This window comes from Cohnella cholangitidis, assembly GCF_014107495.1.
Taxonomy (GTDB): domain Bacteria; phylum Bacillota; class Bacilli; order Paenibacillales; family Paenibacillaceae; genus Cohnella; species Cohnella cholangitidis.
The window spans coordinates 3,393,406-3,405,162 of sequence record NZ_CP041969.1 but is presented as its reverse complement, the minus strand read 5'-3'; the positions used below and the strand labels follow the sequence as shown (position 1 = coordinate 3,405,162).

Below are 11,757 nucleotides of genomic sequence, written 5' to 3'. Positions count from 1 at the left end.
GGATAAGTACATTTATTTCTTGCTCATATTGCTCCGATACTCGCTGGGCGTAATCCCCTCTTTTCCCTTGAACGCCCGAATAAACGTATTCCGGTTGTTGAAGCCGACGGCTTCCCAGATGTCGCCGATTTTGCGATCCGACTGCGCGAGCAGTTCCTTGGCTTTGCGGATTCTGAGATCCAGCAAATATTCCTGAAACCCTACTCCCAGCTCTCTCTTCAGCAACCGGGACATGTACTGCGAAGAGGTATTATACTTCTGGGCTAACAGCTCCAGATGAATATCCTCGTGGAAGTGTTGATCGATATACGCCTTGAAGGAGCCGACGTCGAATTTGTCGTTCGCCTCGCCGCAAACGTTCGCGACGTTCTCGAAATAGGAGAAAATAGACTCCGTGATCTCGTCGACGGAAGGGGAATCGTTGGACAGAATAAAGCCCGTATACGATTTGCCGACCTCTTCGTCCAGCTCTTTATCCCGCTGCTTCAGAACCTGCAGGCCGATCATATAGAACCGCATGTACAACTCTCGCAGCAGCGGAGCCGTCATTCCGGCGGAAACGTTATGATCGATGATCTGTTTCAGCAGACCGCGCAATTGTTCTTTTTTGCCGGACAGCAGAAGGTTGAACAGACGGTTCTCGTCCTCTTTGCTGAGCAAATAACGCGCCACGTCCTGGTCGCGATCGGCGTCCGTGAACGTATAGACCCGCTTGCCGTCGAACGGCGAGATGCGCCAGAGCGCCTTCATCGCTTCGATGTACGATTGACGCATGCCCTTATAGCCTTTGCGCACGGAACCGATGCCCGCATGTACCCTCAGGAAGTCCTCGTCCTTACGGAACAGTTCCACGATATCTTCGCAATACCGCTCGTATAGCGCCTGGTCCGTCCCCTCGGGAACGTCGGCCAGCAGACAGAACAAATGCGAATCCATCTCCAGCAAATAACATGGGTAGTCCATGGGAAGCAACGATTTCAGCAATTTCATCAGCATTCGCGAAGAATCGTTCTGGAACGACTCGTTGAACGAATCATAGAACGGCTTCCGGAAGTTGAATTGGAACAAGGCGATCATGAAATAGCCGTTCTCGAACGAGAAGCTGCTGTTTTTCTGGTAATCGACGCTTACGTCGTCGTATAAGTAATTGTACTTCAGCATCTTCACCAAAAACTGCTCGTTGGCGAGCGGAAGCGCGTAGGAAAGCTGCTGGTTAAGCGACTGAACGTTGGTCATGATTCGCCCGATCTCGTCGTTCAAATACTCGAACTCGTTCACGGCGCGTTTGCCCTTCGTCTGAGGTCCGCTCAAGCGATCGACGAGAGATTTAATCGGCGCGTACAAGTTTTTGCTGAAGGCGACGGACAGAATCAAGCTGAGCAGCAGCGTGAAGATCGCCGAAACCCATCTTAACTTCTCCATGTTGCTTAAGCTGCTGCGGATATCGTTCTCCGGTACCGCGGCGACCATGACGACATCGTTATAGAAGAAATTCGTATTGAGGGTGACGACCCTCATTTTTTGTTTTTTATAGACTGCCTGCGCCTTGTCGTCCGATTGTTCGAGAATTCCGCCCATGAACGTCCGCAGCTCCGGATCGCCGACGAAATCCGGCTCCGAAGAAGCGAGCACCGTCCCGTTCTTGTCGGCAATGAACAGCACGCTGCCCGGCGTAAGCTTGTAATCCTGCAGCAATCGGACGATGTACTTGGCGTTCAGATTGATGACGTACAGATTGTTGGACCAGTATTCGGCGATCTTCGACTGAACGATCGGGATAATGACCTTGCCTTCATTCCGCTCCGACCCGCTAATCTGCGATGGCGGCAATATAGAGAACAGCTTGTAACCCGAGCTGTGCGATTTCCAGAAACCCGCGGGATATTCCTCGAAACGGTACACCTTGTCATAGAAGTACGAAGCAGAGTACGTACCTTCGTTGCTAATGATCAAGTCGTCTTTGCGTTTGTAAATATACGCGCTGTCGATGGAGGAATCGATGTATTTGATCCGGGCCAAGGAACGAACGGTTTGGCTGATGTCCGCGTATTTGGAGGTACCCTTCTCGTCGCCTTCCCCGGAGAAGACGCTAAGAACGCTCGGATCGAGCGACAGCAGGAAATTGGATTGATAGATTCCTTCGAACAGATGGTTCAGGGACGAAGCCACGTTGGCAAGGGAGCTATCGTAATTTTTCTCTATGCGTTCCTGCACGTATTGCAAATAGACGTTATAGGTCACGAAATTAATGATTTGGATCAGCACGGAAATCGAGACGAACAAAATAATGAACCTGAAGAAAATGCTCCGGAAGCCCACTCTCCATCTTATCGCCAGTCGGCCCATCCGCATTTCCCCCTTTCAATTAAAGAGCCTAGAAACAAAGGGTATTATGTACGCCGCGCGCCGTCAATAACCCCGTCCTCCCTACGTGCAGATTGGTTTAAAAGTGTTACATTGTCCGTTTTCGTGACTTCGGGGAAGTAGAATCGTGTGACATCCGGACGACATTGGCCGTAGGAAGCCGCTTTCGGATGTGTTTGGATAAGGGAAGACAAAAACGAAGGAGGTTGGTTATGCGGGTGAGTCCCTACTTCAAACGCTACAATCACTACTATCTCATGCTCGTGTTGCCGATTGCTTATTTCCTTATTTTCAGATACGGGCCGATCGTGGGCAACGTGCTCGCCTTTAGAAAATACGTACCCGGCGGTTCGATGTACGGGGAAGAATGGGTTGGGCTTCGGTACTTCAAAATGTTCTGGCACGACCCGACCTTCTGGGCGGCTTTCCAGAATACGATCTTGCTCAGCGTTCTTAACCTGGCGATCACGTTCACGCTTCCCATTCTGTTCGCCCTGCTGCTGAACGAAGTCCTCAATAAGAAGATCAAGACGATCATCCAGACGGTCTCTTACTTTCCTAACTTCGTCGCGGTTGTCGTCGTCGTCGGAATACTGAAGGAAATTCTGTCTCCGACTACCGGGATCGTCAATTCCTTTCTCGGACAGTTCGGCATCGAACCGATCTTCTTCGTGAACGAACCGGGCTGGTTTCGCACGATCTACATTTCGTCGGACATCTGGCAGTTCATGGGCTGGAACGCCATCATCTACACGGCGGCTCTCGCATCGGTAGATACGCAGTTGTACGAAGCGGCGGAAATGGACGGCGCGGGTAGATGGAGGCAGACGTTCAGCGTCACCATACCGCAAATTCTGCCTACGATATCGGTCGTGCTCATCATCTCGCTCGGCTCCATGCTCGCGCTTGGTTTCGAGAAAGTGTTACTGCTCTATACGCCTAGCAACTCCACGACCAGCGACATTATCGATACGTTCGTATTCCGCATGGGCTTGCAGAACAACAATTACAGCTATGCGACGGCCGTCGGCCTGTTCGGCGGACTGATCGGGCTCATGCTCGTATCGGCGGGCAACTATATTTCGAGGAAAATATCCGGCTTCTCATTGTACTAGGTGATCAAAAAAGGACTTTTTGAACAACCTCAAAAAGGAGGACTAACATGCTCTACCGCCGTTCGACCGGCTTCAAATGGTTCATGGCCGCCAATTCCGCCGTCATGCTCCTTCTTATGGCGTCCATACTCGTCCCCTTCTTGCATCTGCTCTCGGTATCGCTAAGCGATTCGAGCGCGGTCGTGGGAGGCAAGGTCGGGTTATGGCCTCAAGGCTTCAACTTAGATTCGTACGTCCGGGTATTCCAGCATCCGAGCATCCTTGCCGGCTTTAAGAATTCCATTCTACAGACGGCTCTAGGAACCGCGATCGGCTTGTTCATGCTAACGATCTGCGCTTATCCGCTGTCCAAGAGAGCGTTGAAGGGGCGCAAGCTGCTCATTCTGTTCATTATGTTCACGATGTTCTTCAGCGGAGGACTCATCCCGACTTACATGCTCGTCAAAAGCTTGGGTCTCGTCGACAGTATCTGGGCCATCGTCCTCCCTTTCAGCATAACGCCTTATTATTTGCTTCTTATGATGACCTACTTCCAAGGAATTCCGGAAGAAATCGAGGAATCCGCCATGCTGGACGGCTTGAATCCGTTTCGCATTCTCGTGCAGATCATCCTTCCGCTGTCGAAGCCGATCCTGGCGGCCATTACATTGTTCCTGATCGTGTACTACTGGAACAACTGGTTTAACTCCATGATCTATTTGAACAGCACGGACAAACATCCGGTCATGATGATCGTGCGCAATATCATTGCAGGATCCGATCTGGCAGGGAACGCCGGACAAGTAATCGAGACGGGAAACAACGTTTCTACGGCATCGCTCAAAGCGGCGGCGATTATGTCGACCACGTTGCCGATCATGCTCGTCTTCCCGTTCACCCAGAAGTATTTTGCCAAGGGAGTCATGCTCGGTTCCGTAAAGGGCTGATTCCGTTACTCGCGCAGGCCCAGCTTGAACAGCTTTTATGATAGATTTATACCAACACAAGGGAGGCAATTGCACTATGAATGAGGTACAAGGCACGAAGAAAAACAAGCGGCTTGCCGGAGGACTCGCATTAACGCTGGCCATGTCCATGATTTTGTCGGCATGCTCGGGTTCCGATTCGGGCTCGAACGCGAAGGAATCCGGCGGGGCGGCATCCGCGGGGAACGGCGGAAACGAGCCGATTTCGATCTCCATGATGTATGACGATAACCCATCCTACCCTTTCAACGCGGCGTGGCCCGTGCTTGAGAAGTTCCAGCAGCTGGCTAACGTCAAGCTGGACATTCAGCCTACTCCGGACGCCGACTACCAGAACAAGCTCAAGATCGTGCTAAGCTCCGGTTCCGCGCCTGATCTCGTCAGCTACGTCGAGCATCCCGTCTATATGGAATTCGCTCAAACGGGAGTATTCTTGCCGATTAGCGATTATATGGACAAACTGCCGAACTTGAAGAAAAAACTCGAACAATACAATATTTCCGAGGAAATCGACAACTGGACGTTGAAGGACGGCAAACTGTACGGTCTGCCGTTCATGTTCGAATCGGCGATGTACAACACCGCCCCCGTCATCCGCGTCGATCTGCTCAAAAAGCATAACCTGCAAGCGCCGACGACGATGGACGAGCTATACAACGTATTGAAGAAGTTGAAAGAAGCCGATCCGAAGAGCTATCCGATGGCGAACCTGAACGGCGCGTTCGGACTCATCAACCTGTCGGGAGCCGCGTGGGGCATCGGGCCGGCTTATAACGGATTCATTTTCAACTCGGAAAAACAACAATTCGAATATGCTTACACGAGCGACAACTACAGGCAATACGTTGCGTTCTTGAACCGTCTGATGAAAGAAAAATTAGCCGATCCCGAAATCTTCACGTCCAGCACGGACCAATGGAAGCAGAAGATGGCTACCGGCCAAAGCGTATTTACCTACACTTGGATCAGCGAGCTCGGCCAGATTAACGCGGACGGCAAGAAAAACGTATCGCCGGACTTCGAGCTTGCCCCGCTCCCTCCGATTGCCGGACCGGGAGGCGTCAAAGGTCCGTCGGCTCAACGCATCAACTTCGCGTACGTCATTCCGGCGACCGCGGCTCAGAAGCCTAACTTCGACAAACTGCTCGAATACGTGAACTGGTTATATAGCGATGAAGCGATCAACCTCGGAACTTGGGGCATCCAAGACGAAACGTTCGTCGAGAAAGACGGCAAACGCGACTTTACCGACGCCGTGAAGAGCAGCGGCATGATTCAAAAAGCATTATGGAACGTCGGCGCGTCCAATAACAACTTCACGACCGTGTTCACTTACGATTGGTTCTCCAAAGTGCTCAACAACCCGCTCGTCGACTCCTTGACCGCGGAAGCCAATGCCAAGAACTGGTTCCCTTCCGTCGCCAAGGTGCCTAAGCTGACGCCGGCCGACAAGGAAGAAGAAACGATGAGAAGCACGACCGTGCACGACTTCTTCATGAGATCGCAGGAGCAATTCATCTACGGCAAATCTTCCGTAGAGACGGATTGGGACAGCTACGTAAAGGAAATCAACGACAAAGGCGTTGCCAAGCTGCTTGAGATCTATAACAACACGTTGAAGCAATAAAAGATCATTAGCAAGGGAATAAGCCGGGAAAGCCTTGCTTCATCGCGAGACAAGGCTCTCCCGGCGTTTTTCATAACGGAACGGAAACGGAACAGACCAAGGAGGTTCACCGCAATGAAAGTAGGCATAGAGCTGCATCACGGCTATTTGAAAGACGAATATATGCCGGTGGAACAAGTACTCGAGAAGGCGAAGGCGGACGGTTACGAGGGCGTATATTACAAATCCCCCTTCTACGTATCCAAGAAGCTGGACGTCGGCGCTTTGCGGGGGGCTGCCGCATGCGCCAAGGATCTCGGAATGTTCCTGGATTTCGGAATCGGCAGAGTGAATCCCTACAACACGACGGAATCGCCGGAAATCTGGCGGCTAGGCGGCGGGGATTACAAGCTCGCCATGGAGAAGCAAATCTATGCCGCCGCGGAGATGGGCGCCCATGAACTGATCGGCGTTACCGCTGGTTGGAGAGGCGAACATAAGGGGTATTTCGTGAACGATCGATTCCGGACGGACGTGACTTGGGAGGAACAATTACAGGCAACGACCCGGTTCTTGCAACGGCTTGCTCCGGTTCTTAGGGAGACGGGCTCCCGCATCAATCTCGAAACCCATGAAGAAATCACCTCCTACGAGGTGCTGCGAATGATCGAAGAGATCGGCGACGACGTACTCGGCGTGGCCTTCGATACGGCGAACGTGCTGTCCCGGGCCGAGGATCCCGTTGCGGTCGCCAAGCGGGCCGCTCCTTATATCCACCAGATGCATGCGAAAGACGGCATTCTCTATTTCTCCGGGAACGGTCTCGTACGTCAATTGAAAGCTTCCGGGCAAGGCATCGTCGATTATAAGGCGATCTTCGCGGAAATCGGGAAAGTAAACCCGAATTTGCACGTGCAGGTCGAAGACCACAAAGGCCTCATGCATGTCGATATTTACGTGGAGCAATGGAGGAACGTCCACCCCGATCTCAGCATGGCGGAAGTAGCGGAGCTGGTGAGGCTTGCCGCGCTTTGCGAGCAGCGGATGGCTTCGGGAGAGTGGATGAAGCCGGACGAGTACGAGGCGATCAGCTATTGGGACGAAATGGACGAACGACTGGACAGTTCGCGCAAGCATCTACAACAAATTTTGAAAGACCTGGGTTTGGATGGATAGATCATTTTAGAGCTTATGGAGGGATGTAACATGAATAAAGAAGTACGGGTCATCGTTATCGGCGCCCATCCCGACGAACCGGACATCTACGCCGGAGGGACCGCGGCCTTGTTCGCGGAGTTGGGGCATAGAGTTAAATTTCTATCGCTGACCAACGGCTGCTGCGGGCATTACGAGATTAATGGCATGGAGCTCGTCGAACGAAGAAGGAATGAAGCGGCCGAGGCGGCGCGCAAGCTAGGAATCGACGAGTACGAGGTGCTCGATACGCCCGACGGAGAGCTTCTGCCGACGATTGCGGTACGCAACGAGGTCGTCCGGCAAATTCGCAATTGGGGAGCCGACGTGGTCATTACCTTCCATCCCGAGGGTGGCGCCCATTCCGACAATAGGTATGCCGGCAAAGTCGTCAGCGATGCGGTTCCTTTCGTCGCCAAAACCCCGAATGCGGTACCGGACGCCCCTGCCCTGAACCGAGGCCCCGTCGTGCTGCTCATGCCGGATTACTCGATGAAAAGCCGTTACTCTGCCGACATCGTCATTGATATCGAACCGGTATTGGAGAAGAAGCTTCTGGCGTGCGATGCCCATGCTTCTCAATTTTACGAGTTCGCGCCGTGGCAAGCCGGTTTTCTCGATCAAGTTCCCGAGAGCTGGGAAGATAAGAAGGCATTCCTGTTGAAATATTGGGCCGAGTTCATGAACGTTTCCAAGGAAATGAAGCCTGCTCTCGGTAAGTGGTACGGCGCGGAAAACGCTGAAGGAATTCGGTACGCGGAGCCCTTCGAGATCGCCGGATACGGACGTCGTCCTAGCGACGACGAGATGAAAGCCCTCTTCCCGATGCTCGATCGATCGGCATCGGAAGAGCGTTAACCCGGGAGGAACCGTGCTGTTAGCCGCTGTCGCCGCCCTGATGTTCGTCATCCAGACGTTATGCCTGAAGAAGCTGCCCGAGCCGCGGTCGAACCGGGCGATGTTCGGACTTATCGCCGCTTATAGCTCCTTGATCGCCGCCGGTCTGCTTCTATGGCGGGCGATCGAAGGAGCCACTCCGATCAGCTCGGAGACATGGCTTTTCGGAATCTTGTACGGGGCGGTATTTACTTCGACCATGTTCTTTTATACGCGCGCCATGAATACCGGCCCTCTATCGTATTCGTCGTTTTATTTCTCCGTAAGCCTGATGGTCCCCGTCGTCGCCAGCATGACGCTGTGGCAGGAAGCCGCGAGTCCGGCCAAGCTTGCGGGATTGGCCCTGTTCTTGCTTTCTTTTTACTTCATCCAGATATACGGCAGGCAACGAGGCAACGCGAACCGACGGACGGAAAAACGCTGGTTCGTATACTGCCTGCTCGCCTTTCTGCTGAACGGACTTATTCCCGTGATCGCTAAAGCCCATCAGTCGATGCTGGAGGGGCGCGAATCGGCGGAGCTTACGCTGGTGGGCTTCTCGGCCGCGCTGGCGTTCTCCCTGCTCGGCTGGATCGGGGCTAGTCGGTCGTCGCGGCAAACGGAAGAGCCCGTTGACCGGATTCCGTTCTCGCGCGGCTCCGTTATGCTCATCCTCGGAGTGGGGTTATCGACCGGAGCAGGAAACGCCTTGATGAACGATCTGTCCGGCCGGCTGCCGGGAGCTTATCTGTATCCGTTCGTAAACGGCAGCATGATCGTGCTGCTGACGTTAGCGTCCGCGCTCGTCTTCAAAGAGAAGCTGACCAGAGGCGGCGCGTTGGGTATCGCAACGGGAATCGCGGCGATCTTCGCCGTGAATCTATAGCTTGTTAAAGACTGTGAAAGTCGATGAATGAGAGGTACTCTAATGCCTAATATTGCTATGCTCAGCTGTTGGAACCACTATCATGCCAAGAGCTTCGTACGGGATTTGGCCGAATTTCCCGAGGCTAGAATCGTCGCGGCGTGGGACGATGACCTCGTACGGGGAAGAGCCTACGCCGAGGAATTCGGCGCCGCGTTCGAGCCGAATCTCGCAGCGTTGCTCGCTAGACCGGATATCGACGGCGTCATCGTCGACAGCTCGCCGGAACAAGCCGCTTCGTTGATCGAGATCGCGGCGAAAGCCGGCAAGCACGTGCTAGCCGACCAAGTATTGGCGCTCACGCTTGAAGAAGCGAACAGGGTCGCGGCTTGGATTCGCCGTTCGAATATCCATTTCGCGCTCGATATGTCGTTAATGCGCTGGCCCGTCAATCTGGCCGCCAAGAAGGTGGCGGTTACCGGCGCGATCGGCGGGATTACCGGCGTACGCATTCGGAATGCCCACGACGGGGCATCTGGGGAGGTCCCTCTCGCGTCCCGATTCCTCGATTCGAGATACGGCGTATTTACCGATCTCGGGGCGCATTGCCTATACTTGATGCACTGGTTATTGGGGCAGCCGGTTGCCGTCACCGCCATTACCTCCAGTTATAGCGGCAATAAAGCCGAGGACAACGCGGCGAGCTTATTCGAATATGCCAATGGCATGCTCGCTATATGCGATTCCAGCTATGCCGCCGATCAGTCGCCCTTCTCCATCGAGCTCTACGGCACGGCGGGAAGCTTCTTGGGAGGAGGCGCGTCCGGCGTGCACCGCAAGCTGCTACAGCCTTCGGATAGCATGGTGCGTTTCTTCGCGCCGGAAGCCCGCATGGACGCTCTTCAAGAGGCGGCGGCCCTGCCCGAAGCAGGAGAGTCTACACTTTCCTTATGGTTAAAGGCGATCCAAGGCCGCGATAGCGAAATATTGACGGGCGTCGAGGAAGGAATCGCGCTTGCCGCAACTCTCGAAGCGCTTTATCTTTCCGCGCAAACGGGGCGGAAAATTCTGTTGAAGGATTTGCAGCCGTAGCTCCATTGTTGACGGCTCGCTACCTTTCGCCGCTTATCGTCGCATTTTGCGACTTTGGCGAGGCATTCTTCGCGTTCCCCGCTCCCATTGTCGCTTTTTGCGACTTTGGCGAGGCAATCTTCGCGTTCCTCGCTCCCATCGTCGCATTTTGCGACTTTGGCGAGGCAATCTTCGCGTTCCTCGCTCCCATCGTCGCATTTTGCGACTTTGGCGAGGCAACGCCCCGATTTATCGCAAACAAACCAACAACTCTGACAGACTGATGTCAGGGTTGTTGGTTTATAATGGGTATATACGATGCAGATAAGGCTCGCTTTTGATAACGTTATGCCGTCACTCTATTCGACTCCGTCAGATGATAATCTTGGGAATAACGTTATACCATCACCTTATTGGAGCCGCGCCACCCGATCTCAAGAGTTGCGAGAGCGATAGCGTGACTCCATCACTCTATTTTACTTCCCCCGGTCGAATATGAAGCGAATAGCGTTACGCCATCACTCTATCGGGATCACTAAACCTATTTTGGATTATTTTAGACGTTGGTATCGGGAGGGATATGAATCATGTCGACCATTCTTACCAAGCGCGCGCTCAACCGGGCGCTGCTCGAACGGCAAATGTTGATCCGCCGTAACCAAATGCCGGCGCTAGAGGCGCTCGAGCATCTCGTCGGATTGCAGGCGCAAGCCCCGAACCCGCCCTATATCGGGCTTTGGGCTCGGCTTGCGAACTTCGACCACGCCGAATTATCGCGGCTTATTCAATCCCGCCAGGCGGTAAGAATCGCGCTCATGCGCTCGACGATTCATCTCGTCTCTTCCCGGGATTGCCTGATGCTCCGTCCCCTTGTTCAACCCTTTATCGAACGCGGATTCCAAGGCAACCACGGCAAACGGCTTACAGGTATAGACATGGCAGCTCTGGCCTCGGCGGGTCGGTCGCTTATAGAGGAACAGCCCCGAACTTTCGGCGAAATCAGCAGCTTATTGGCTGCGGATGAACGATGGCAGGACCGCGATCCTTCCGCCATCGCCGCCGCCATCCGCACGTATATCCCGCTCGTTCAGGTTCCGCCGCGCGGACTGTGGGGCGAAAGCGGACAATCCGCCCATACTTCCGCGGAAGCTTGGCTGGGAAGCTCCCTATCCCAAGCTAGCGATGGCTCGTTGGAAACGATGCTCGAACGTTATCTCGCGGCCTTCGGACCCGCTTCGGTGAAAGACATGCAAACATGGTCCGGTCTGACCCGGCTCGGCGAAGCCGTTCGACGGATGAGGCCTCGCCTAAGGACATTCCGCGACGAGAACGGCACGGAGCTCTTCGATCTGCCGAACGCGCCGCTTCCCGATCCGGACGCGCCGATATCCGCGCGATATATGGCCGAATTCGATAACGCGCTTCTATCCCATGCCGACAGGACTCGCATTATTTCCGAGGAAGACAGGCAACGGGTATTTACGATTAACGGCATCATCCGCTCCACTTTCCTAATCGACGGATTCGTGGCAGGCACTTGGAAGATCGCAAGGGAACGCAAGTCCGCTACTCTCGTCATCGAGCCTTTCCGCACGATTAGCAAGAAGGACATGGCGGAATTAACCGAGGAAGGCGACCGCCTGCTTCGGTTTGCGGCGGGAGACTGTACGGACAGCGACATTCGTTTCGCCGAATAATCCG

The 11,757-nt window shown here is 54.0% G+C and carries 9 protein-coding genes; 8 read left to right on the top strand and 1 reads right to left on the bottom strand.

Translation table 11 applies throughout. The annotated features are described in order from the left end of the window. Nucleotides 1-12 precede the first annotated feature (12 nt). Nucleotides 13-2,346, bottom strand: coding sequence for a helix-turn-helix domain-containing protein (locus FPL14_RS15965; protein ID WP_182298555.1), 2,334 nt, complete (start codon nt 2,344-2,346; stop codon nt 13-15). 230 nt (nt 2,347-2,576) lie between these two features. On the opposite strand from FPL14_RS15965, the gene FPL14_RS15960 reads away from it, so the two are divergent. The 8 genes from FPL14_RS15960 to FPL14_RS15925 all read left to right on the top strand — a co-directional run bounded on the left by FPL14_RS15960 (nt 2,577) and on the right by FPL14_RS15925 (nt 11,753). Continuing rightward, nucleotides 2,577-3,479 carry an ABC transporter permease gene (locus FPL14_RS15960; protein ID WP_182298553.1) on the top strand — a complete coding sequence of 301 codons (903 nt, stop codon included), beginning with the start codon at nt 2,577-2,579 and terminating at the stop codon, nt 3,477-3,479. A 47-nt stretch (nt 3,480-3,526) separates the two neighbouring features. Next, nucleotides 3,527-4,405 carry a carbohydrate ABC transporter permease gene (locus FPL14_RS15955; RefSeq protein ID WP_182298551.1) on the top strand — a complete coding sequence of 293 codons (879 nt, stop codon included), beginning with the start codon at nt 3,527-3,529 and terminating at the stop codon, nt 4,403-4,405. Nucleotides 4,406-4,481: 76 nt separating this feature from the next. Further along, on the top strand, nt 4,482-6,071 hold the full coding sequence (locus tag FPL14_RS15950) for an extracellular solute-binding protein (protein ID WP_182298549.1): 1,590 nt from the start codon (nt 4,482-4,484) through the stop codon (nt 6,069-6,071). Between the two features lie 114 nt (nt 6,072-6,185). Next, on the top strand, nt 6,186-7,226 hold the full coding sequence (locus FPL14_RS15945; protein WP_182298540.1) for a sugar phosphate isomerase/epimerase family protein: 1,041 nt from the start codon (nt 6,186-6,188) through the stop codon (nt 7,224-7,226). 30 nt (nt 7,227-7,256) lie between these two features. After that, nucleotides 7,257-8,102 carry a PIG-L deacetylase family protein gene (locus tag FPL14_RS15940; protein ID WP_182298538.1) on the top strand — a complete coding sequence of 282 codons (846 nt, stop codon included), beginning with the start codon at nt 7,257-7,259 and terminating at the stop codon, nt 8,100-8,102. 13 nt (nt 8,103-8,115) lie between these two features. Next, a complete protein-coding gene (locus FPL14_RS15935; protein WP_182298536.1) occupies nt 8,116-9,006 on the top strand; it encodes a hypothetical protein in 891 nt (296 codons plus the stop codon). A 42-nt stretch (nt 9,007-9,048) separates the two neighbouring features. Next, entirely contained in the window at nt 9,049-10,077 is a 1,029-nt protein-coding gene (locus FPL14_RS15930; protein ID WP_182298534.1) for a Gfo/Idh/MocA family protein, read from the top strand. 566 nt (nt 10,078-10,643) lie between these two features. After that, a complete protein-coding gene (locus FPL14_RS15925) occupies nt 10,644-11,753 on the top strand; it encodes a winged helix DNA-binding domain-containing protein (RefSeq protein WP_182298532.1) in 1,110 nt (369 codons plus the stop codon). Nucleotides 11,754-11,757: the final 4 nt, after the last annotated feature.

Bases quoted from the DNA above. Each gene is read 5' to 3' on its own strand.
- FPL14_RS15965 (WP_182298555.1), bottom strand. From the start codon at position 2,346: ATGGGCCGACTGGCGATAAGATGGAGAGTGGGCTTCCGGAGCATTTTC.
- FPL14_RS15960 (WP_182298553.1), top strand. From the start codon at position 2,577: ATGCGGGTGAGTCCCTACTTCAAACGCTACAATCACTACTATCTCATG.
- FPL14_RS15955 (WP_182298551.1), top strand. From the start codon at position 3,527: ATGCTCTACCGCCGTTCGACCGGCTTCAAATGGTTCATGGCCGCCAAT.
- FPL14_RS15950 (WP_182298549.1), top strand. From the start codon at position 4,482: ATGAATGAGGTACAAGGCACGAAGAAAAACAAGCGGCTTGCCGGAGGA.
- FPL14_RS15945 (WP_182298540.1), top strand. From the start codon at position 6,186: ATGAAAGTAGGCATAGAGCTGCATCACGGCTATTTGAAAGACGAATAT.
- FPL14_RS15940 (WP_182298538.1), top strand. From the start codon at position 7,257: ATGAATAAAGAAGTACGGGTCATCGTTATCGGCGCCCATCCCGACGAA.
- FPL14_RS15930 (WP_182298534.1), top strand. From the start codon at position 9,049: ATGCCTAATATTGCTATGCTCAGCTGTTGGAACCACTATCATGCCAAG.
- FPL14_RS15925 (WP_182298532.1), top strand. From the start codon at position 10,644: ATGTCGACCATTCTTACCAAGCGCGCGCTCAACCGGGCGCTGCTCGAA.